At 65.2% G+C, this 21,542-nt stretch carries 16 protein-coding genes; 8 read left to right on the top strand and 8 right to left on the bottom strand.

Annotated features, from left to right (window positions below):
* Positions 1-42: 42 nt before the first annotated feature.
* The 3 genes from DMX06_RS18360 to DMX06_RS18350 all read right to left on the bottom strand — a co-directional run bounded on the left by DMX06_RS18360 (position 43) and on the right by DMX06_RS18350 (position 6,571).
* Positions 43-4,548, bottom strand: coding sequence for an NEL-type E3 ubiquitin ligase domain-containing protein (locus DMX06_RS18360; protein ID WP_110738755.1), 4,506 nt, complete (start codon positions 4,546-4,548; stop codon positions 43-45).
* A 78-nt stretch (positions 4,549-4,626) separates the two neighbouring features.
* A complete protein-coding gene (locus tag DMX06_RS18355; RefSeq protein ID WP_110738754.1) occupies positions 4,627-5,643 on the bottom strand; it encodes an AraC family transcriptional regulator in 1,017 nt (338 codons plus the stop codon).
* 64 nt (positions 5,644-5,707) lie between these two features.
* A complete protein-coding gene (locus DMX06_RS18350) occupies positions 5,708-6,571 on the bottom strand; it encodes a LysR substrate-binding domain-containing protein (protein WP_110738753.1) in 864 nt (287 codons plus the stop codon).
* A 114-nt stretch (positions 6,572-6,685) separates the two neighbouring features.
* On the opposite strand from DMX06_RS18350, the gene DMX06_RS18345 reads away from it, so the two are divergent.
* Together DMX06_RS18345 and phnX are read left to right on the top strand one after the other, a co-directional pair.
* Complete coding sequence (locus DMX06_RS18345; protein WP_110738752.1) at positions 6,686-7,792, top strand: 2-aminoethylphosphonate--pyruvate transaminase; 1,107 nt, start codon at positions 6,686-6,688, stop codon at positions 7,790-7,792.
* 34 nt (positions 7,793-7,826) lie between these two features.
* Complete coding sequence (gene phnX, locus DMX06_RS18340; RefSeq protein WP_110738751.1) at positions 7,827-8,654, top strand: phosphonoacetaldehyde hydrolase; 828 nt, start codon at positions 7,827-7,829, stop codon at positions 8,652-8,654.
* Positions 8,655-8,781: 127 nt separating this feature from the next.
* On the opposite strand, the gene DMX06_RS18335 is transcribed toward phnX, so the two are convergent.
* Positions 8,782-9,342, bottom strand: coding sequence for an NADPH-dependent FMN reductase (locus DMX06_RS18335; RefSeq protein WP_110738750.1), 561 nt, complete (start codon positions 9,340-9,342; stop codon positions 8,782-8,784).
* A 158-nt stretch (positions 9,343-9,500) separates the two neighbouring features.
* On the opposite strand from DMX06_RS18335, the gene DMX06_RS18330 reads away from it, so the two are divergent.
* Positions 9,501-9,719 carry a hypothetical protein gene (locus tag DMX06_RS18330; protein WP_028690532.1) on the top strand — a complete coding sequence of 73 codons (219 nt, stop codon included), beginning with the start codon at positions 9,501-9,503 and terminating at the stop codon, positions 9,717-9,719.
* On the opposite strand, the gene DMX06_RS18325 is transcribed toward DMX06_RS18330, so the two are convergent.
* The 4 genes from DMX06_RS18325 to DMX06_RS18305 all read right to left on the bottom strand — a co-directional run bounded on the left by DMX06_RS18325 (position 9,703) and on the right by DMX06_RS18305 (position 14,199).
* On the bottom strand, positions 9,703-11,946 hold the full coding sequence (locus tag DMX06_RS18325) for an Orn/Lys/Arg family decarboxylase (protein ID WP_110738749.1): 2,244 nt from the start codon (positions 11,944-11,946) through the stop codon (positions 9,703-9,705). The genes DMX06_RS18330 and DMX06_RS18325 overlap by 17 nt on opposite strands.
* Positions 11,947-12,100: 154 nt before the next feature.
* Complete coding sequence (gene dnaQ / locus DMX06_RS18315) at positions 12,101-12,856, bottom strand: DNA polymerase III subunit epsilon (RefSeq protein ID WP_110738783.1); 756 nt, start codon at positions 12,854-12,856, stop codon at positions 12,101-12,103.
* Positions 12,857-12,965: 109 nt separating this feature from the next.
* Complete coding sequence (gene rnhA / locus DMX06_RS18310) at positions 12,966-13,412, bottom strand: ribonuclease HI (protein ID WP_011534678.1); 447 nt, start codon at positions 13,410-13,412, stop codon at positions 12,966-12,968.
* Between the two features lie 13 nt (positions 13,413-13,425).
* Entirely contained in the window at positions 13,426-14,199 is a 774-nt protein-coding gene (locus DMX06_RS18305; RefSeq protein ID WP_110738748.1) for a class I SAM-dependent methyltransferase, read from the bottom strand.
* Between the two features lie 84 nt (positions 14,200-14,283).
* Between DMX06_RS18305 and gloB the strand changes: the two genes are divergently transcribed.
* The 5 genes from gloB (at position 14,284) to DMX06_RS18275 (ending at position 21,541) form a co-directional block, all read left to right on the top strand.
* On the top strand, positions 14,284-15,063 hold the full coding sequence (gloB, locus tag DMX06_RS18300) for a hydroxyacylglutathione hydrolase (RefSeq protein ID WP_110738747.1): 780 nt from the start codon (positions 14,284-14,286) through the stop codon (positions 15,061-15,063).
* A gap of 100 nt (positions 15,064-15,163) precedes the next feature.
* Positions 15,164-16,591, top strand: a complete 1,428-nt coding sequence (locus DMX06_RS18295) for a lytic transglycosylase domain-containing protein (RefSeq protein WP_110738746.1) — start codon at positions 15,164-15,166, stop codon at positions 16,589-16,591.
* A gap of 213 nt (positions 16,592-16,804) precedes the next feature.
* Positions 16,805-18,637 (top strand): extracellular solute-binding protein, encoded by a 1,833-nt coding sequence (locus DMX06_RS18285; RefSeq protein WP_220037415.1) that lies wholly within the window; start codon positions 16,805-16,807, stop codon positions 18,635-18,637.
* Positions 18,634-20,466, top strand: coding sequence for an extracellular solute-binding protein (locus DMX06_RS18280; RefSeq protein WP_110738743.1), 1,833 nt, complete (start codon positions 18,634-18,636; stop codon positions 20,464-20,466). The genes DMX06_RS18285 and DMX06_RS18280 overlap by 4 nt, the downstream gene beginning before the upstream one ends.
* Before the next feature lies 1 nt (position 20,467).
* The gene (locus DMX06_RS18275; RefSeq protein ID WP_046854817.1) at positions 20,468-21,541 is read left to right on the top strand and encodes a microcin C ABC transporter permease YejB; all 1,074 of its coding nucleotides are present in this window, start codon (positions 20,468-20,470) and stop codon (positions 21,539-21,541) included.
* Position 21,542: the final 1 nt, after the last annotated feature.

The following is a 21,542-nucleotide window of genomic DNA, read 5'->3' as shown; positions in this document are numbered from 1 at the left end:
GATGTTCGCGCCGGTCAGCTCCGCCGGCAATGGCCAAAGCTGTCAATCGGGCTGAGCGGATTCGACCGGATCGAGCAGTTCGCCCTGCTCGACCGTTACCAGGGCTTGCCGCGTGAGCTGCCAGGTCAGGGCATGTTCTGCAACTTCGCGCTCGACCTTCAGGTCGTTCCACTGCTGCGCGTAGGCCTCGCTGCCCAGCGTCTCGCTCTGCTTGTCGAGTGCCGTGCCGCGGGCCTGGAAGGGTTCAGCGATGGCCGCGAATGCCTTCGCATGTCGATGGCGCAGGTAGGTGCCCCAGAACTCGCGCTCGCACAGGCTTTGCGGTAGCTCGTCGGTCGCCTCGCTGGCCCGCACCGCTGCCAGGGCGTCGCGCTCGCGCTCGGGAGTGATGCCGGCGAGCTGCTCGAAACGCATGGTCCGGGGTTGCCCAGGCAACTGCAGTTGCGCAGCCAAGCGCACCCGATAACCCAATACCACCTCCAGCACGTCGGTATCCGGGTGTGTGGTCAGCCGCCTTGCCGCATCCTGCTGGGCGAACTGGTCGAGGCATTCAAGCCGGAACAGCTGGCGGCCCAGCGCCAGCAACTGATCCCCCGCCGTTCCCGACGACGCCTTGCGATTGGCCTGGTACACCATTTCCTCCAGCAGCAGGCGGCTGAACCGTTCGGCGGTACTGTCGTGGCAGCCTTGCACCTCCCTGGCGCTGGCAAAGATTCGCTCGCGCAGGTCGGTATCTCTGTCAATGCTCGCGAACAACGTCCAGACCTGCTCGGACAGATAATCCCTGGCCTTGCTGAAATCGGTGGTCTGGGTCAACTGCGCCATCAGCTCGAACAACTCGCTGCTTGCGTCCAGGGCATGCAGTCTTTGCCATATCGCCTCCCGCGCAGGTCGCTCGGCCTCGACCGCCCGTTCGAGCCAGGGCCGCACGGATGGCGCTCCGGCAGGATCGGGCACCAGGTGGGCCGCTTGGGCATCGAGGCCATAGAGGCGGGCGATGGTTCGGTGCGGGATCGGATTGCCGCGAATCCTGAGGTGGTGCCTGAACTCCCAGGGCATCCGCAGCAGCTCGGGTGGAATGTTCGAGATCAGGTTGTTCCTCAGATCGGCCACCAGCAACATCCCGCAGCGCTCGATACCGCCCGGGATACTGAGCATCCCGCAGTGATTGAGGCGCAGGGTCGCCAGCTGTGGCAACTGGTGGAAACGCAACGCCATCGAACGGATGGGGTTACGACTCAGGTCCAGAAGATGCAAGCGAGAAAGGTTCGCCAACTGCTGTTGGTCGTGCTCGCCCATGCGAATGCGGTTCCCCATCAGGTGCAACGCGCGCAGGCGTGGCAAGTCGGCGATGCTTTCGGGCAGGGCCGTGAGCTGATTGTTGTTGAGGTTCAGCGTGCGCAAGGACTGGAAGCAGTGCAGGAAACTCGCTGGCAGCTGATCCAGCCCCATGCCCGCCATTACCAGTTCGCTGATATGGTCGAAATCCACGCTGGCCGGCAGTACCGGCAAAGAACCGACCCGCCAGCCACTGATATTGAGCAGCATGCCCTCGGCCTCGCCGTAGGGATTCCTGATCATCTCGCCATCGTAGCGCCAGGCACCGCACAGTCGATGGGACAGCTGGCGACGGACCGTTCGCATGTCCCGGTCGGGCGTCCCGATCACCCAGAACTCCAAGGTGTCCTCGAGCAGGGCTAGATTGCGCTCGAGGCTCAACAACACCTGATAAGGATTCGCGACACCCTGGTGCAGCTTGCGTTGATAGGTCTCGATCTCGTCGTCGCTAAAACCCGGATACAGTGCACGGATTCGCGCACGCAGGGATCCTCCTGCCGAACGCGAGACCGAACCGCCCAACGTATAGCCGACCCGACCGTCGGCCAGTCGTTTTCCAGGGTTGAACCATGGCGTGGTGGCCCGCAGGCCGAGCCGATCGAGGACACCGCTGCGGCTGGAAGGCAAGGTCTTGATGAGCGCCTCGCGCAACCGCCGAGCGCAGTCGGCGCCTTCGATCCCCATGGCTTTTCGGTCACTTTCCTTCAGCAACACCGAGATGGCGTCGAAGATCGACGCCGGCTCCGGCACCTCGTCCTCCAGCTCCAACCCCTGACTGTCATAGAGATGGAAGCGCCCCCGGCGCCATACAAGGACGATCCTGGAATCACTGGATTCCTGGGGATTCATGATCGCCAGCAACCGGCCACTCTCATTGCCCTCGCGAAGCTCAAAGTTGACAGACCTTGGCCAATTCCGCAGGCGCTCCAGCTGCGCCAGCACCAGCACGCCGGTGTCGTTACTGTAGCTCGCCTGGAAAAACACCCCTTCCAGCGCACGATTGACCCGGACCAGTTGAGACAGGGCGCGGGCGCACCTGGCCAGCGTCACCGGCACGCGCGATTCGAGCAGGGCCACCCTGCGCAGCGTGTGATCGGTGTCTCGCACCGCCTCTTCCACATAGACATCCGGCAGGTTGGGGAAGTCGCGCTTGACCAAGGCACCCAGCTCGTCCACCGGAGCCGGCACGCCAGCAAGATGCTCCAGCAACTGCCCCTGCACTTGAGGGTGTACGTCAACCAACCAGGCAGCGAGCGTTTTGCCGTCATTGGCCGCCATCCCTGACTGATTCCGCGCCCACTCGAGCACCTTGGCATCGGTGATCACCGCATCGGGCGCCCGCGCGGCCTCCAATACCCGCGTGATGCGCTGGTCGGCGTGGAACCGGCGCAGTGTCTCGCCCAGATTCACCGGCGCCGGGCGATTCTCCACCAGCACGCCGCGCAGCTCCTCAGGCTCCATGCCGGCGATACGCAGGATCTGCTGCGCTTGCCCATCATCCAAGGGGGGATCGCACGACCACAAGCGGTTGAGCATGCAGGCGCTGTCGCTCCATTCCAGCGGCCTCTCCACGCGCAGTCGCCAGAAGCGTTCGCCATTGTGTTCAACCAGTGGGCCAAAGGCATCGGCCGCACGCGGATGCCTGAGCCGCCGAGGCTTGGCAGCGACCGGCCGATGGACTTCGTAGTAGCGATCGCCCACGCGCAACCACTGACGTCCGTCCAGCGCATACAGGCCATCGTCCTGCAGCACGGCGGCGCCCGGATCGGACTCATAGACCTTCAGGTCATGGTTCCACAACCGCTCGCCGGCACCCTCGACATTCACCGGTTCCAGTGCATCGACGAAGCCGCTGCGAAGGGTACTGGCGACCACCCCCGCCCCCACCACGAGGGCGCCGGTCACCGCCACGGTTTCCGCCACCTGCAGCATGTGTTGCATGGCTTCGTGCTGGTGCCCCTCATGCCAGTCCACGGCACCTTCATAGACTTCGCCCAGGGTGTCCCAGACCATTTTCGCGAAAAGCGCCACACCCACCACCGGCACCGCCAGGCCCACCAGTCCCAGCGCGTCCAGCCCGAGGCCTTGCCAGCGCCGCAATCGTTCCTCGGACAACTGCCGATCCGCATCCGCGCTCGGAACCAGCACCAGACGCCCCTGTTCCTTGAGGCGATTGACCTGGTTGCGCGCCAGGGCCTCGAAAATGTCGCCTTGAACGACCCGCCCCTGCAGTTCGAAATCCGCCTCATCGTCGGACAGGCGCATGTCCAGCGTCCCCATGAAGCCGGCACGCTCCTTCAGACTGACCAGCAGGCGAATCTGCTTGTGCGGCTGCGGCGTGGACAGGTGCTCCTTGAGAAAGTCGCTCAGCAATTGCTGCGAGGCGAAATGGCGCAGTGGGCGCTGCTCATCGGCGGGCAGGTAGTACACCACCCCCTTCGATGCACCCGTAGCATCCCGCAGTTGCACCAGCAGCCCGTTCTCGATGGTGCACTGCAACATCCGCAGCTCTCCGGCATAGGCCTGCACCGGGCCTGGCGACGACTGCACCGCCGGTTCGGTCAGCCGTTTCAGTGCAGCGAGCGTGTCCATATCGATCAACGACTCGGCGGCCGCACGCTCACAGGCAAGGGCAAACGCCGTGCACTGATGCTTGGCCAGCACTGCCAGTGTCGATGCACTGAACATTCCCGTCAGCAACGCCTGGTACTGCTGCCCGGCATCCAGGGCATGGCAGCGCCTGGCCAGTTGCTCCGGAGCCGCGGACAGCACCTGGTCGTCGTCCTTGCGCACCAGGCCGCTGCCTTCGAAGAACTGGCTGTCCGTTGCAAAGCCCTGCATCAGCCTCAACAGGGCCGGAAAACGCACCTCGCGGCGCTCCATCGAGGGCGAGGAGATCACCTCGGACCGACCAAAACGGATGTCCAGCCACTGCATCTGTTCGAGGTCCGGCCCGCCTGGAAGGATCTCCTTGATCAACGGCGAGAATGCCTGCTGCGCGAACTGCCATGGCGAGAGCAGTCCCTGGGTCGCCGCCGTCACTTGCCGGCCACTGGCCATGTGCGCGCTGAAGCTTTCGCGCAAGGCCTTGATCCTGTCGGCCGGGGCGTGCTTCAGCCAGTCCGGCAGCCGCGTGGCGATGAAACCATCAATGACAGCCTCGTCGCTGAGAGTGGTCGTGGGTGGCGGGGTTTGGGTTGTCGATGACATGGGGTCGCATCCTGCTGTTCATATGGACAGCGGACACTAGCCAGTGCCTCTCGAGCGTGACAGCGGGAAACGAACCCTCTACGGCGTCGCTGGCAGGACCAGGTTGCGGTAATGCCCCGGATTGCAGCCGAACCACTTGCGAAACGCCTTGTAGAACGAGCTGGCATCGGCGAATCCCAGGCGCAGGGCGATGTCGGCCAGACCCAGGTCGGCTTCGGCCAGCCAGGCGATCGCCAGCTCCCGACGCACGCTGTCCTTGATGCCCTGATAGCTGTGCCCTTCTTCCGACAGCCGCCGCCGCAGGGTCGACACCGACATGCACAGACTCGCGGCCAGGCGCTCGGCGTCCGGCCAGGTGCTCGGCTCCTGACCCAGCAACATGGTGCGGGTACGCCGCGCCAGGCTGTCGGGGTCGCGGTACTTGACCAGGATGTTGCCCGGCGCCTCGGCCAGGAAACGCTGCAGCTCGACCAGCGTACGCCGCATGGGCGTTGCCAGACAGTCAGCGCTGATGATCATGCGCGTGCGTGGCCGCTCGAAGTGCAGGTTTTCCGAGAACATCACCCGATAATCGTCGCAGAAGGGCGGCTCGGCGCAGCGCAGCTCGATGGCCAGGATCGCGATGCGTCTTCCGGCCAGCCAGCAGGCAACGCCATGGACGATCATCCAGAAGGTGAAGTAGGTGAACGCCCGGCGCGGTGTGTCGCGCGGCTCGTTGATGACGATCTCGGCCAGGCTCTGCTGACGCACCAGGCTCGGTTGCAAGTCCTCCAGCATCAGCGACAGGAACCCCAGGGCCACGTCCAGTGCCTCGCCCAGGGTGGGCTGGGCCATGCTCGCCCGACAGAGGAACTCCAGGCTGCCACTGCGCAGGCCACGCGGGTCCATGGCGAAGAACTCGTCGTTGCAACGACGCGCCAGCAGCCGCCAAAGCCGGGCATACGCCTCGGCGCTGACCCGCGCCTCGGGCCGCTCGAGCTGGGTCGCGTCGATCCCCGCGCAGCCCAGCAGCACGGCATCCGGCGTGCCGTCCGGGCACGTCTGCAACAGGGCTTCGCGCACCAGTTGCATGGAGATGGTGTCTTTCTCGCTCATCGACAATCCAGTCAGGTATCTGCCGGCCATCTTAGGCCCGCACGGAAAAAACGCCAGGCCTGCCTTATTGCCCGCTATCCAGGTCGAGAAACGCCTGGATCAGACGCAGCTCGCGGCGTCGCTCCAGGCAGCCGAGCATGTGCTGGTTGACCAGCCCGGCGCCACCGAGCGGCCGGGCCACCACACGGGGGTCGTTGGCCACCTCGGTGGACGACACCACACCGATGCCCAGCTGCGCCGCCACCGCCTCGGTGACCGCCTCGCGACTGTCCAGTTCCAGCAACACGCGTGGCTGCACCCCAGCCCCGCCACAGGCCTTGTCGAAGGTGCGGCGAGTCGTCGAGCTGGGTTCGCGCAGCACCATGATCTGCTTGTCCAGCTCGGCCAGCGGCAGATCGCCCTCGACCTTCGCCCAGGCATGCCCCACCGGCAGTAACGCGCACAGCCGCGACTCGCACAGGCTTTGCAGGTGCAGCCCCTTGCGTGGTTCGATCTCGGTCAGCACGGCCACGTCGGCGTGCTCCGAAAGCAGCGCCGCGAGGGTTTCCTGTGCGTTGCCCAGACGCAGGTTGACGGTGATCCCCGGGTAGCGTTCGCGCAACAGCGCCAGCATCGGCATCACCCGGTGAGGGCCGTCCGCCGCCACCTCCAGGCGCCCGGTCAGCAATTGCCGATTGGCCTCGAGCATTGCCTGGGCCTCTTCGGCCAGGCCGAACATGGCCCGAGTGATGGCCGCCAGGCGCGTGCCCTCCTCGGTCAGCTCGACCCGCCGGGCGGTGCGACGCAGCAAGGTGATCTGGTAGTGCTCCTCCAGCGCCTTCACATGCCCGGTGACCGCCGGCTGGCTGATGAACAGCCGCTCGGCGGCGCGGGTGAAACTGCCCTCGCGGGCGACGGCGTCGAAGGCGCGGAGTTGGAACAGGTTCATATTTATCGGCCTTACTTATAGCTGGCATATCTACAAACAATTTGATTGATGGATCGGTGAATTGCAACCTAGCCCCACTAAGTTTCCAGCCCACCGCAAGTGAGGAACCACGGAATGAGCAACGCCCCGATCCTGCTGACCCCCGGTCCATTGACCACCTCGATCCGCACCCGCCAGGCCATGCTCGTGGACTGGGGCTCGTGGGATCGCGACTTCAACCAGTTGACCGCCAGCGTGTGTGAACAACTGCTGGCCATCATCGACGGCAGCGCCAGCCACCACTGCGTGCCCCTGCAAGGCAGCGGCACCTTTGCCGTCGAGGCCGCCATCGGCACTCTGGTACCCCGTGACGGCAAAGTGCTGGTGCTGATCAACGGCGCCTACGGCCAGCGCCTGGCGAAGATCTGCAAGGTGCTGGGTCGCGACTTCAGCACCTTCGAGACCGCCGAGGACCAACCAACCACCGCCGCCGACGTAGACCGCCTGCTGGCCGCCGACCCCGCCGTGACCCACGTGGCGCTGATCCACTGTGAGACCAGCACCGGCATCCTCAACCCGCTGCCCGAGATCGCCCAGGTGATCCGGCGCCACGGCAAGCGCCTGATCATCGACGCGATGAGCTCGTTCGGCGCGCTGCCGATCGACGCCCGCCAGATCCCCTTCGAGGCGCTGATCGCCGCTTCCGGCAAGTGCCTGGAAGGCGTGCCGGGCATGGGCTTCGTCTTCGCCGAGAAAGCCGCCCTGGCCGCCGCCGAGGGCAACGCCCACTCCCTGGCCATGGACCTGCACGACCAGCACGCCTACATGGCCAAGACCGGCCAGTGGCGCTTCACCCCACCGACCCACGTGGTCGCCGCCCTGCACGAAGCGCTGCAGCAGTACAACGAAGAGGGTGGACTGCCCGCCCGCCACCAGCGCTACGCCGACAACTGCAAGACCTTGCTCGACGGCATGGCGAAAATCGGCCTGCTGAGCTTCCTGCCCGCCGCAATCCAGGCACCGATCATCGTCACCTTCCACGCGCCGAAAGACCCGCGCTACCAGTTCAAGGACTTCTACGAGCGGGTCAAGGCCAAGGGCTTCATCCTCTACCCGGGCAAGCTGACCCAGGTCGAGACCTTCCGCGTCGGCTGCATCGGCGTGGTCGGCGCCGACGGCATGCAGGCCGCCGTCAATGCCGTGGCCGACGTGCTGCGGGAGATGGAAGTGCTGGACATCTGACCTTCTGCCCACCCAATTCAAGGAAAACGCGCACATGAACTACAGCAACCCCACCCAGCTGCAAGCCGCCATCCTCGACTGGGCCGGAACGGTGGTCGATTTCGGCTCGTTCGCCCCGACCCAGATCTTCGTCGAGGCCTTCGCCGAGTTCGACGTGCAGGTGTCCATCGAAGAAGCCCGTGGCCCGATGGGCATGGGCAAGTGGGACCATATCCGCACCCTGTGCGACGTGCCGGAAATCGCCGAGCGCTACCGCAAGGTGTTCGGCCGCACGCCCACCGACGATGACGTGACCGCCATCTACGAGCGCTTCATGCCGCTGCAGATCGAGAAGATCGCCGTGCACTCGGCGCTGATTCCAGGCGCCCTGGACACCCTGACCGGGCTGCGCAAGGACGGCCTGAAGATCGGCTCGTGCTCGGGCTACCCGAAGGTGGTGATGGACAAGGTGGTCGAGTTGGCCGCACAGAACGGCTACGTGGCCGACCATGTGGTGGCCACCGACGAGACGCCGAACGGCCGCCCGTGGCCGGCCCAGGCGCTGGCCAACGTGATTGCCCTGGGCATCGACGACGTGGCCGCCTGCGTGAAGGTCGACGACACCGTGCCGGGGATTCTCGAAGGCCGCCGCGCCGGGATGTGGACCGTGGCACTGGTGTGCTCGGGCAATGCCCTGGGGCTGACCTGGGAAGGCTACCGGGCGTTGAGCACGGAGAAGCTGGAGAGCGAGCGCAAGCGGATCCATGGGATGTTTGCCGCATCGCGCCCGCACTACCTGATCGACACCATCAACGAGCTGCCCGAGGTCATTGCCGATATCAACCGTCGGTTGGCCAAGGGGGAGATGCCGCAGGCCTCCTGACAGGTCGGTGTTACTTTCTTCGCGGGTAAACCCGCTCCCACAGGGATATCACTGCCTTGGAAGTCGGTGATTTTCCTGTGGGAGCGGGTTTACCCGCAAAGGCGTCAGAGCAGACAACCGAGAACCATCAGACTGCCCGGTTCAACTTCACCCACGACGCGAACCTGTCGATAAAGCCCTGCAGGAAGGGCCGGGTCTTGTCGTTCAGCTTGCCGCTGTCATCGAACAGCGTCGCCGCCCCGCCGATATACGCCTCGGGCATCTGCATGCACGGCATGTCGAGGAACACCAGCGACTGGCGCACCGCGTGATTGGCGCCAAACCCGCCAATCGCCCCCGGCGACACGCTGGCCACCGCCGCCGGCTTGCCGCCCCACACGCTCTGCCCATAGGGCCGCGAGCCCACGTCGATGGCATTCTTCAACCCGCCCGGCACCGAACGGTTGTACTCCGGGGTGACGAACAGCACCGCGTCGCTGCGGCGGATCTCATCGCGAAAATGCTTCCACGCCTCGGGCGCGCCCTCGGCCTCGACATCTTCGTTGTACAACGGCAGGCCGCCGATCTCGACGATCCGCAGGGCAAGGCTGGACGGCGCCAGCTCAGACAGCGCGCGGGCCACCTTGCGGTTGTAGGACTCCTTGCGCAAGCTGCCGACGACGACCGCTACCGAATAGACCTGGCTCATGGCGTTTTGCAACCTCTGCTCTGGGAATGGGACCTGTTAGTTATAGATGACCGTTCCTCGGCTTCCCGTTTTTTTTCCATTCGGCTGAAAACTTCCCGGGCGTTTCGCTGGTCTACGCCTACAGACATTTCCTACACGATTCAGAGGTTTCCACCTAAATGGCAGCAGTAATGGTCGGCCAGTTCCACGCCCGCGACGCCGAAGGCCGTATCTACCCCGTCCACGAGTTCCAGGAATCCACCCTGCAGGCCGACGGCAGCACCCTCGGCGCGCCGGTCACCAGCTATCGACTGGCCATCGGCGACCGCGTCAACCACCTGGGCGACGACCGCTTCGAGCTGGCCCAGACCGGCGTCGAGATCATCCGCATTCCTTGACGCAATCGACGGTGTAAAGCGTCCCCTCGCGCTGCAGCCCATGCACATCGGCGACGAAACCCGGGAAGCCGTGGTCGAAGGCCCGGGCGCAATCCAGGTAGACCAGGATCGAGCGGGTCGCCTCGGTGAAGCGCTCGCCCGGCATGATCAAGGGAATTCCCGGCGGGTACGGCACCAGCATCACCGCCGCGACCCGGCCCAGCAGTTGCTCGATCGGCACCGCTTCCACCTCCCCGCGCACCATCCGGTCATAGGCCTCGGCCGGGGTCATCGCCACTTCGGGCAAACGGGTGAACAGCAACTTGAGCTGCCTGGACGTGGCATTGCCGCGGTAGAAGGCATGCAGTTGCTGGCACAGGTCGCGCAGCCCCAGCCCCTGGTAGCGTGACGGCTGCTGCGTCACCACGCTGGGCAGGCAGTCAGCCAACGCGGTATTGGCGTCGTAGTGGCGCTTGAATTCCAGCAGTTCGGTCAGCAGCGTGCTCCACTTGCCCTTGGTGATGCCCATCGAGAACAGCACCAGGAAGCTGTACAGGCCGGTCTTCTCCACCACCAGCCCCCGCTCCCATAAAAACTTGCTGACCACTGCGGCCGGAATGCCGTGCTCGCCTGCCCCACCACCGGCTCCCGGCATCACCAGGGTGACCTTGAGCGGATCGAGCAGCACATAGTCGTCGCTCAGCTCGGCAAAGCCATGCCAGTCGGCCCCCGGCTGCAGCAGCCAGTCCGCCACATCCAGGCGCTCGCCGCCCTGCGCCAGCGGGGGCTGCCAGATGCTGAACCACCAGTCGTCGGCGGCGATGTGCTCGCGCAGGTTGGCCAGCGCCCGGCGAAAGCTCAGGGCCTCGTCGAACATCTCCTGCAGCAGCGAGCGCCCGGCCGGGCCTTCCATCATCGCCGAGGCCACATCCAGCGAGGCGAGGATGCTGTACTGCGGCGAGGTGGAGATATGCATCATGAACGCTTCGTTGAAACGGTCACGGTCCAGATGGCGTGAGGCGCCATCCTGCACATGGATCATCGACGCCTGGCTGAAGGCGGCCAGCAGCTTGTGGGTGGAGTGGGTACTGAACAACAGCGGCCCATCCTCGCCACGGGGCGTGCCCATGGCGTAGCGGCCGGCGAAGAACGCGTGGAAGGCGGCATAGGCGAACCAGGCCTCGTCGAAGTGCAGCACCTCGGCACTGGCACCGAGGGTCTGCTTGATCAGGCCGGCGTGATAGCACAGCCCGTCGTAGGTGGAGTTGGTGACCACGGCCAGCTTGATCTGCGCCGGCCGCCCCTGAGCCAGGGGATGGGCCTGGATCTTCGCCTGGATCGACGCCGGGGTGAATTCGCTGAGCGGAATCGGCCCGATAATGCCCAGCTCGTTGCGCTCCGGGCACAGGTAGAGGGGAATGGCGCCGGTCATGATGATCGCGTGGACCACCGACTTGTGGCAGTTGCGGTCCACCAGCACCAGGTCGCCGCGCCCGACCATGGCGTGCCAGACGATCTTGTTGGCAGTGGAGGTGCCGTTGATGACGAAGAAGGTATGGTCGGCGCCGAAGTTGCGCGCCGCCCGCGCCTCGGCGGCGGCCAGGGGGCCGGTGTGGTCGAGCAGCGAGCCCAGCTCGGGCACCGACACGGACAGGTCCGAGCGCAGGGTGTTTTCGCCGAAGAACTGGTGGAATGCCTGCCCCACCGGGCTCTTGTGATAGGCCACGCCGCCGCCGTGGCCTGGGGTGTGCCAGGAGTAGTTCGACTGCGCGGTGTGTTGCACCAGGGCCTTGAAGAACGGTGGCAGCAAACCGTCGAGGTAAGTGTGCGCGGCCCGCGCCACCTGGCGGGCGAGAAACGGCACGGTGTCTTCGAACAGATAGAGAATGCCGCGCAGCTGGTTGAGCTCGCCCATGGCCTCGGCCGGGGCGTTCTCCAGGGTGACCTGCTCGCCCAGGGCGAAGATCGGCAGGTTGGGCGCGCGCAGCCGGGCCAGGCGGATCAGTTCGGCCATGTTCTGCAGCAGGCGGCTGTTGTCGCCGACGCCCTCGGCGGCGATCAGCATGCAGGCCAGGCCGTGGTGGGTGGCGGCCACCAGGCGCGCCTCGGCCTGGTCGGCGGCGGCGAGGATGGCGAAGCCGTCCTTGGCCAGTTCGTCGGCGATGCCACGCACCCGTTCGCCGGCGACGCTGTCGGCCTTGATCGCCCGATGGACGATGAGGATAGGGAACTGGAGGTCCTTGTACATCGGGCGGCTACCTCTGCGGGGGCTTCCCCCTCAGGGTAGTTGAGGCTGGTGTCGTCAGTGCCGGCCTCTTCGCGGGTAAACCCGCTCCCACAGGTTCGGGGGGGTTGCCTGTGGGAGCGGGTTTACCCGCGAAAGGGCCGGTACTGTCAGAGAATCAGCTGGCGGGGGCCTCGGTCAGCACCTGCCACATCGCCGGCCCGCCCGCCGACTTGGCGACGGCCGCCAAACGCTCGGCATGGGCCTCGAGCTCTTCCTCGCTAGCCATGATCACCTTACCCGCCGCACGACCGGTAATCCGACGGATCTCACTGCCGGTGCTGCCCTGCCCATCCTCGCCCTGCGCGCCATCCCCCGCCAGCGACAGGCTGGTCTGGCCGCCGGTCATCGCCAGGTAGACGTCGGCCAGCAGTTCCGAGTCGAGCAGCGCGCCGTGCAGCTCACGGCCAGAGTTGTCGATGCCGTAGCGTTTGCACAGCGCATCGAGGCTGTTGCGCTGCCCCGGATGGCGCGAGCGCGCCATCATCAGGGTGTCGAGGATCGGGCAATGCTGCGAGATGTCGGCGCGATCCTGCTGGCCGATCCGGGCGAACTCGTTGTTGATGAAGCCGACGTCGAACGCCGCGTTGTGGATGACCAGGGTGGCGCCCTGGATGAACTCGAAGAACTCCTCGGCCACATCGCCGAAGCGCGGCTTGCCGACCAGGAAGGCGTCGGTGATGCCGTGGACGTTGATCGCGCCCTCGTCACTCTCGCGGTCGGGCTGCAGGTAGACGTGGAAGTGCCGCCCGGTGAGGCGCCGGCCCACGACCTCGACGCAACCGATCTCGATGATGCGGTGGCCTTCGGCCACCGGCATGCCGGTGGTCTCGGTGTCGAGGATGACGAACCGTTTGTCTTGCTGCTGCTCCACGGGTGACTCCAACTTGCGGGGCTTGAATTCGAGGCGGGAGTATACCGGAATCGGGGCCGCTTTGCGGCCATCGCGGGAGCGGGCTGGCCCCGCGATGGCCATCAGGTAATCAACGCTGGGCCCGCACCTCGTCGACCCCACGATTGGCCAACTGGTCGGCCCGCTCGTTGCCCGGATGGCCGATATGCCCGCGCACCCACTTCCAGGTCACCTTGTGCCGGTTGACCTGCTCATCGAGGGCCATCCACAGGTCGGCATTCTTCACCGGCTCCTTGGCGGCGGTCTTCCAGCCGCGCTTCTTCCAGTTGACCATCCACTCGTTGATGCCCTTCATCACGTACTGGGAGTCGGTGGTCAGCACCACCTCGCACTCGCGCTTGAGCGCCTTCAGGCCCTCGATCGCGGCCATCAGCTCCATGCGGTTGTTGGTGGTCTCGCGTTCGCCGCCCCACAGTTCCTTCTCGACGCCCTTGAAAACCATCAGGACGCCCCAGCCACCCGGGCCGGGATTGCCCTTGCAGGCACCATCGGTGTAGATCTCGACGCTATCGCTCATGTACCACTCGTGTTCAGTGCTTTTCGGAATCAGGGTGGGTGGCGCTGCGGTTGACCTTGGCCAACGGCAGTGGCAGCAGCTTGCCCATCGGCTCGCGGCGTTCCAGGCGCAGCGGCCGCAGGCCGACCACCATCTTGCGCGCCACCAGCAGGTAGACCCCGCCACCGGCACTCTGCCAGCCTCCGGCCACCCGCTCCCAACCGGCCAGGCGCTGTTGCCAGGCCGGCGAGGCAAGCGGCGGACGATAGCACCCATACCGGCGTTTCTCCAGCGCGAAGCCCAGCAGGTTGAGCCAGTCGCCGACCCGCGACGCCGAGATGCAGCGGGCCTTGCGCAAGGCGCCCTGGCTGAAGAAATGCCGCAGGCCCCAGCTGCTCCACGGGTTGATGCCGACGATCAGCAGATGGCCACCCGGACGCACCGCGCTGGCCGCTTCCCGGAGCAAGCCGTGGGGAGAGAGGCTGAAGTCCAGGCCGTGCTGCAGCACCACCACATCGGCTGCGTGTTCCGACAGCGGCCAGGCCTGCTCCTCGCAGACGATCTCAACACCCGGCAACGGCGCGCCAAGCCGCACGTTGCGCTGCACCTGCGGGGCGTTGGGCGGGGGTTCGGCGCAGGGACCGTAGTGCACCAGGTAACCACCGAAGAAACGCCGCAGCTCTTCTTCGAGCAACTTTTCCTCTTCCTTGAGCATCAACTGCCCAAGGGGGCCATCGAACCAGTCGCGGGCCAGGCTGATGAGCTCGACCCAGTCGGGGTCGGCCTGGGCGAAGGCTTGGTCGGTCATTGCGTTCTCCCTCGAAGGTTCTCCGGCCGCGCCATCGCGGCTAAGATGCCTCCAATGTCCAGGCTTGGCGATACGGATCCGCACATGATACAGATCGATGCCCTACCCGCTTTCAACGACAACTACATCTGGTTGTTACAGGATACTGCCAATCGTCGCTGCGCAGTGGTCGATCCCGGCGATGCCGGGCCGGTGCTGGCCTGGCTGGGCCAGCATCGCGACTGGGCGCTGGAGGCGATCCTGGTCACCCACCACCACCATGACCACGTCGGCGGCGTTGAAGCCCTGAAGCAAGCCACCGGCGCCACCGTCTACGGCCCGGCCAGCGAGCGCATCCCGGCCCGCGATGTCGCCCTGGAGGATGGCGCGCAGGTCAAGGCACTGGGCCTGGCCTTCGAGGTCATGGCCATGCCCGGCCACACCCTGGGGCACATCGCCTATTACACTGCGCAATCGCCCACGCCGCTACTGTTCAGTGGCGATACCCTGTTCGCCGCCGGTTGCGGGCGCCTGTTCGAAGGCACGCCCGAGCAGATGCACCACTCGCTGCAACGCCTGGCCGCCCTGCCCGCCGAGACCGAAGTGTACTGCGCCCACGAGTACACCCTGAGCAACCTGCGCTTCGCCCGCGCCGTGGAACCGGAAAACCCGCACGTTCTGCAACGGTTCGAAGACGTTACCCGTCTGCGCGCCGACAATCGCATCACCCTGCCCTCCACCATCGGCCTGGAGCGCCTGACCAACCCTTTTTTGCGCACCGCTGAAACATTCGTTAAACAAAAAGCAGACGAATGGAAGGGACATTCCAACCCTACCCAAGCCACTGTTTTTGCTGCCTTGAGGTCTTGGAAGGACGTGTTCTGATAACCTCAAGATATATCGTGACATAAGCCCAAAGGTTGACCCGGCCGGGGCCGGTTTCTAGAATCGCCCAACTTTTTTGCCCGGATAACCGTTCCAGCCGATGTCTTCCCTTAGCCGCAGAACCGCTCATTCGGTCGCCCTGACGCGACTGGCACAGATCAGTGCACTGGCGCTGGCCGCCACCCTGGTCGGCTGCCAGAGCACCCGTCAGCTCGACGAATCCGACAGCGTTCGCGCGCACAACTACCAGGCGCGGATCAAGCACAAGCCCGCGCCGCTGGTGGTCAAGCCCAAGGAAGCACCGCCCCAGGACGTCTGGGAGCGCATGCGCCAGGGCTTCGCCCTGCAGGACGGCATGGACGTCAACCCGCGCATCGAACAGCAGCGCCTGTGGTTCGCCAGCAACCCGTCGTTCCTCGAGAACGCCGGCGAGCGCGGCAGCCTCTACCTGCACTACATCGTCGAGCGCCTCGAAGAACGCGACATGCCGCTGGAGCTGGCCCTGCTGCCGGCGATCGAGAGCGCCTACAACCCGATGGCCTATTCCCGCGCGCACGCCGCCGGCATGTGGCAGTTCATCCCGTCCACCGGGCGCCACTTCAAGCTGCGCCAGACCAACTTCTACGATGGCCGTCGCGACGTCACCGCCTCGACCAACGCCGCGCTGGACTACCTGAACCGCCTGCACGACATGTTCAACGGCGACTGGCTGCTGGCCCTGGCCGCCTACAACGCCGGCGAAGGCACCGTCAGCCGCGCCATCGAGCGCAACGAGCGCCTGGGCCTGCCGACCGACTACTGGAACCTGCCGCTGCCGCAGGAAACCCGCGACTACGTGCCCAAGCTGCTGGCCCTGTCGCAGGTGGTCAACACCCCTGCCGCCTACGGGATCAACCTGAACCCGATCGCCAACGAACCCTATTTCGAAGCCGTCGCCATCAACGACCGCCTCGACCTGTCGCGCGTGGCGGCTTTCGCCGACATCGACGAAGACGAGCTGATCCAGCTCAACCCGGCATTCAAGAAGCGCATGACCGTGGACGGCCCACAGCAACTGCTGGTGCCCACCGCCAAGGCGCAGCTGCTGAGTGACCGCATGTCCAACCTCAAGCCTGAGGAACTGGTCGCCCTGCAGCCGAACAAGGCCGTGTTCCAGGCCGCCCTGGCCGATGCCAAGGCGCCGGCGGCGCGCAGCTACCGGGTCAAGCGCGGCGACAACCTGGGCAGCATCGCCAAGGCCAACCGCGTCGCGGTCAAGGACATCCAGCGCTGGAACAGCCTGCGCGGCAACAGCCTCAAGGTCGGCCAGGTGCTGGCCCTGCGTGGCGGCAACGCACCGAGCGCGGCGGCCAACCGCGTGGCCGATGCGAAGCAGCGTTCCACCCAGTACAAGGTGCGCAAGGGCGATTCGTACTACCTGGTGGCCAAGCGCTTCAACGTCGAGATGAAGCACCTCAAGCGCTGGAATCCGCGTAGTGGGCATGCGCTCAAGCCTGGGCAGACCCTGACCGTCTACCTGTCGCGTTAAACCACAACGTCGAAGCCACCGCCCCACCCTGTGGGAGCGGGTTTACCCGCGAAGAAGGCTCTGCGGTGCTTGGCACCGGCTTTGCCGGTGTTCGCGGGTAAACCCGCTCCCACAGGGGACTTCATTTGCTCCAAGGGCGACTCTTTTTCCATTCCAGACAAGCTGTTACTGTACCCCGAACCAAGCCCAACGCCTTCTGGATCGGATGCCGACTTGATACGTCCCCTCCTGCTGTCTCTCAGCCTGGCCTTGAGCTTCCCCGCCGTCGCGATGGTGAGCGAGAGCCACGGATACGCGCAGTTCGGCACGCTCAAGTACCCGGCCAGCTTCACCCACTTCGACTGGGTCAACCCGCAAGCCCCCAAAGGCGGCACCTTGCGGGCCATGGCCTTCGGCACCTTCGACACGCTCAACCCCTACACCTTCAAGGGTTCGAGCCCGGTCACCACGCCCAATTTCCTGCAGTACGGCATCAACGAGCTCAACGAGCCGCTGATGGTCGGCACCGGCATGTACGACCCCTCCGGCGACGAACCCACCTCCAGCTACGGCCTGATCGCCCGCTCCGTCGAGTACAGCGAGGACCGCAGCTGGGTGGTGTTCAACCTGCGCCCCGAGGCGCACTTTCACGACGGCGTGCCGATCACCGCCGCCGACGTCGCCTTCAGCTACCGCACCCTGCTCAAGGACGGCCACCCGATCTACCGCACCAACCTGCAGGAAGTGACCCGGGTCGACATCCTCGGCCCCCTGCGCATCCGCTTCGTCTTCAAGCGCGCCGGCAACCCGCTGCTGATCCTGCGCCTGGGCGAAATGCCGGTGCTGCCCAAACATTACTGGGAAAAGCGCGACTTCAAGGCCACCACCTTCGAGCCACCGCTGGGCAGCGGCCCCTACCGCATCAGCGAGGTGCAACCGGGCCGCCGGCTGGTGTTCGAGCGGGTGAAGGACTACTGGGGCAAGGACCTGGCCGTGAACCGCGGCAAGTACAACTTCAAGCGCGTCGAATACGAGTTCTACCGCGACGCCACCGTGGCCTTCGAGGCCTTCAAGGCCGGCGAGTTCGACATCTACATCGAGCACCAGGCGAAGAACTGGGCCAACGGCTACAACTTCCCCGCCGTGCGCCGCGGTGAGGTAATCAAGGCGCAGATCCCGCACAAGATCCCGACGCAGACCCAGGGCCTGTTCATGAACAGCCGCCGCGCCACCTTCAGCGACCCGCGAGTACGCCAGGCGCTGGGCCTGATGCTCGACTTCGAGTGGACCAACCGCGCGCTGTTCAACGGCGCGTACCGACGCGCCACCAGCTATTACCCCAACAGCGATTTCACCGCCACAGGCCTGCCCACCGGCAAGGAGTGGCTGCTGCTCAAACCGTTTCGCGACCAACTGCCGGAAAAGCTGTTCACCCAGCCCTACCAGGTCAGCCACACCGACGGCAGCGGCATCAGCCGCGCGGCCCTGCGCCAGGCCCTGGCGCTGTTCGCCCAGGCCGGCTGGAAGCTCAACGGCCAGCGCCTGGTGGACAGCAAGGGCCAGCAGTTCCGTATGGAGCTGCTGCTGGTGAACCCGAACCTCGAACGCATCCTGCAACCTTATGTCGAAAATCTGGCAAGCATCGGCATCGATGCGCGCTTGCGCACCGTCGACCGCGCCCAGTACAAACAACGGCTCGACCAGTTCGATTTCGACATGATCCTGATGACCCTGAACCAGACGCTGAGCCCGGGCCTCGAACAGTGGCTGTATTTCCACTCGAGCCAAGCCGCCACCAAAGGCAGCAAGAACTATGCTGGGGTCAAGGACCCGGTGGTCGACCACCTGCTCGACACCTTGCTCGCCGCCCGCAGCCGCGATGACCAGATCGCCGCCGCGCGCGCCCTGGACCGCGTGCTCTCATGGCAGTACTACATGATCCCCAACTGGTACCTCGACAATCACCGCCTGGCCTACCGCAACCGGTTCGCCTTCGTCACCACGCCGCCCTACACCCTCGGGCTGAACAGCTGGTGGATCAAGAAGACCTCGGAGAAAGCCAAATGACGCCCACCTTGCGCCGCCTGGCCGGCAGCCTGTTGCTGGCCTGCCTCACGCTCCCGGCCGTGGCCGCCCCGCAGCACGCCCTGACGCTGTACGACGAGGCGCCGAAATACCCGGCCAACTTCAAGCACTTCGAATACGTCAACCCGGACGCGCCCAAGGGCGGCACCTTCCGCCAGTCCAGCTTCGGCGGCTTCGACAGCCTCAACCCATTCATCAACAAGGGCGTGCCCGCCGACAACGTCGGCAGCATCTACGACACGCTGATGCGCCAGAGCCTCGACGAGCCCTTCACCGAGTACGGCCTGGTGGCCGGCAAGATCGAAAAGGCCCCCGACAACAGCTGGGTGCGCTTCTACCTGCGCCCCGAGGCGCGCTTCCACGACGGCCACCCGATGCGCGCCGAAGACGTGGTGTTCACCTTCAACGCCTTGATCAAGGACGGCGCGCCGCTGTACCGCCAGTACTACGCCGACGTCGCCGAAGTGGTCGCCGAAGACCCGCTCAAGGTGCTGTTCAAGTTCAAGCACACCAACAACCGCGAGCTGCCGCTGATCCTCGGCCAACTGCCGGTGCTGCCCAAGCACTGGTATGCAAACCGCGACTTCAACCGCGGCAACCTGGAAATCCCGCTGGGCAGTGGCCCGTACAAGGTCGCCGACGTGAAGGCCGGCCGCTCGATCCGCTACGAGCGGGTCAAGGACTACTGGGCCAAGGACCTGCCGATCAACCGCGGCTTCTACAACTTCGACGTGATGACCTTCGACTCCTACCGCGACAACACCGTCGCCCTCGAAGCGCTCAAGGCTGGTCAGTTCGACTACGCCCTGGAAATCAGCGCGAAGAACTGGGCCACCGCCTATGACGTGCCCGCCGTGCGCGACGGCCGCCTGATCAAGGAAGAGATCCCCAACGGCAACCCGGTGGGCATGCAGGGCTTCATCTTCAACCTGCGCAAACCCGTGTTCCAGGACATCCGTGTGCGCCACGCCATCAGCCTGCTGATGGACTTCGAATGGACCAACAAGCAGCTGTTCAACGGTGCCTACACCCGCACCGACAGCTACTTCGAGAACTCCGAGATGGCCGCCAGCGGCCTGCCCACCCCCGCCGAGCTGAAGATCCTTGAACCGCTGCGCGGCAAGGTGCCCGACGAGGTGTTCAACGGCGCGTTCCGCAACCCCGTCACCGACGGCAGCGGCATGATCCGCGACCAGCAGCGCCAGGCCTACAAGCTGCTGCAGGAAGCCGGCTGGAAGATCGTCGACGACAAGATGGTCGACAAGGACGGCAAGCCGGTGACCATCGAGTTCCTGCTGGCCCAGACCCAATTCGAGCGCGTGCTGCTGCCGTTCAAGCGCAACCTGGCCGACCTGGGCATCAACTTCGAAATCCGCCGGGTGGACGTATCGCAGTACATCACCCGCCTGCGCTCGCGGGACTACGACATGATCGTCGGCGGCTTCGTGCAGTCCAATTCGCCCGGTAACGAGCAGCGCGAGTACTGGAACAGCGCCGCCGCCGACAACCCCGGCAGCCGCAACTTCATCGGCCTGCGCGACCCTGCCATCGACCAGCTGGTGGAAGAACTGATCAACGCCGATTCGCGCCAGAGCCTGGTCGACCACTGCCGTGCCCTGGACCGCGTGCTGCTGTGGGGCTACTACGTGATCCCCAACTGGCACATCAAGACCTCCCGCGTGGCCTACTGGAACCATATCGGCCACCCGGCCGTGTCGCCCAAGTACGACATCGGCATCGACACCTGGTGGATCAAGCCCGACGTGACGCCCGCCGTCACCGCCGCCCCCGTGACGCAAGAGGCCAACTGACATGCTGGCCTATATCCTGCGGCGCCTGCTGCTGATCATCCCGACCCTGTTCGGCATCCTCATCATCAACTTCATCATCGTCCAGGCCGCCCCCGGCGGCCCGGTGGAGCAGATGATCGCCAAGCTCGAAGGCTTCGAAGGCGCCACCAGCCGCATTGCCGGCGGCGGCGCCGAAGTTTCGGTGGCCGGCTCCAACTACCGCGGCGCGCAAGGTCTGGACCCGGCGCTGATCGCCGAGATCGAGCGCATGTACGGCTTCGACAAGTCCGCGCCCGAGCGGCTGTGGATCATGGTCAAGAACTACGCCCAGCTGGACTTTGGCAACAGCTTCTTCCGCGACGCCAAGGTCATCGACCTGATCGCCGAGAAGATGCCCGTGTCCATTTCGCTGGGGCTATGGAGCACGCTGATCATGTACCTGGTGTCGATACCCCTGGGGATCGCCAAGGCCGTGCGCCACGGCAGCCACTTCGACGTATGGACCAGCTCGGCGATCATCGTCGGCTACGCCATCCCCGCGTTCCTGTTCGCCATTTTGCTGATCGTGCTGTTCGCCGGCGGCAGCTACTTCGACTGGTTCCCGCTGCGCGGGCTGACCTCCAACAACTTCGATGAGCTCTCCACCACCGGCAAGGTGCTCGACTACTTCTGGCACCTGGTGCTGCCGATCACCGCGTTGGTGATCGGAAACTTCGCCACCATGACCCTGCTGACCAAGAACAGCTTCCTCGACGAGATCAACAAGCAGTACGTGGTCACCGCCAAGGCCAAGGGCCTGAGCCGCACCCGCGTGCTTTACGGCCATGTGTTCCGCAACGCCATGCTGCTGGTGATCGCCGGCTTCCCCTCGGCGTTCATTGGCATCTTCTTCACAGGGTCCCTGCTGATCGAGGTGATCTTCAGCCTCGACGGCCTGGGCCTGATGAGTTTCGAGGCGGCGATCAACCGCGACTACCCGGTGGTGTTCGGCACCTTGTTCATCTTCACCCTGCTGGGTCTTGTGGTGAAGCTGATCGGCGACCTCACCTACACCCTGGTCGATCCGCGCATCGACTTCGCCAGCCGGGAGCACTGAC

Origin of the sequence: Pseudomonas mosselii, assembly GCF_003205295.1 — a bacterium.
GTDB lineage: Bacteria > Pseudomonadota > Gammaproteobacteria > Pseudomonadales > Pseudomonadaceae > Aquipseudomonas > Aquipseudomonas mosselii_B.
The sequence above is the reverse complement of the archived record's forward strand: the minus strand, read 5'-3'. Positions and strand labels throughout refer to the sequence as shown.

Bases quoted from the DNA above. Each gene is read 5' to 3' on its own strand.
- DMX06_RS18360 (WP_110738755.1), bottom strand. From the start codon at position 4,548: ATGTCATCGACAACCCAAACCCCGCCACCCACGACCACTCTCAGCGAC.
- DMX06_RS18355 (WP_110738754.1), bottom strand. From the start codon at position 5,643: ATGAGCGAGAAAGACACCATCTCCATGCAACTGGTGCGCGAAGCCCTG.
- DMX06_RS18350 (WP_110738753.1), bottom strand. From the start codon at position 6,571: ATGAACCTGTTCCAACTCCGCGCCTTCGACGCCGTCGCCCGCGAGGGC.
- DMX06_RS18345 (WP_110738752.1), top strand. From the start codon at position 6,686: ATGAGCAACGCCCCGATCCTGCTGACCCCCGGTCCATTGACCACCTCG.
- phnX (WP_110738751.1), top strand. From the start codon at position 7,827: ATGAACTACAGCAACCCCACCCAGCTGCAAGCCGCCATCCTCGACTGG.
- DMX06_RS18335 (WP_110738750.1), bottom strand. From the start codon at position 9,342: ATGAGCCAGGTCTATTCGGTAGCGGTCGTCGTCGGCAGCTTGCGCAAG.
- DMX06_RS18330 (WP_028690532.1), top strand. From the start codon at position 9,501: ATGGCAGCAGTAATGGTCGGCCAGTTCCACGCCCGCGACGCCGAAGGC.
- DMX06_RS18325 (WP_110738749.1), bottom strand. From the start codon at position 11,946: ATGTACAAGGACCTCCAGTTCCCTATCCTCATCGTCCATCGGGCGATC.
- rnhA (WP_011534678.1), bottom strand. From the start codon at position 13,412: ATGAGCGATAGCGTCGAGATCTACACCGATGGTGCCTGCAAGGGCAAT.
- DMX06_RS18305 (WP_110738748.1), bottom strand. From the start codon at position 14,199: ATGACCGACCAAGCCTTCGCCCAGGCCGACCCCGACTGGGTCGAGCTC.
- gloB (WP_110738747.1), top strand. From the start codon at position 14,284: ATGATACAGATCGATGCCCTACCCGCTTTCAACGACAACTACATCTGG.
- DMX06_RS18295 (WP_110738746.1), top strand. From the start codon at position 15,164: ATGTCTTCCCTTAGCCGCAGAACCGCTCATTCGGTCGCCCTGACGCGA.
- DMX06_RS18280 (WP_110738743.1), top strand. From the start codon at position 18,634: ATGACGCCCACCTTGCGCCGCCTGGCCGGCAGCCTGTTGCTGGCCTGC.
- DMX06_RS18275 (WP_046854817.1), top strand. From the start codon at position 20,468: ATGCTGGCCTATATCCTGCGGCGCCTGCTGCTGATCATCCCGACCCTG.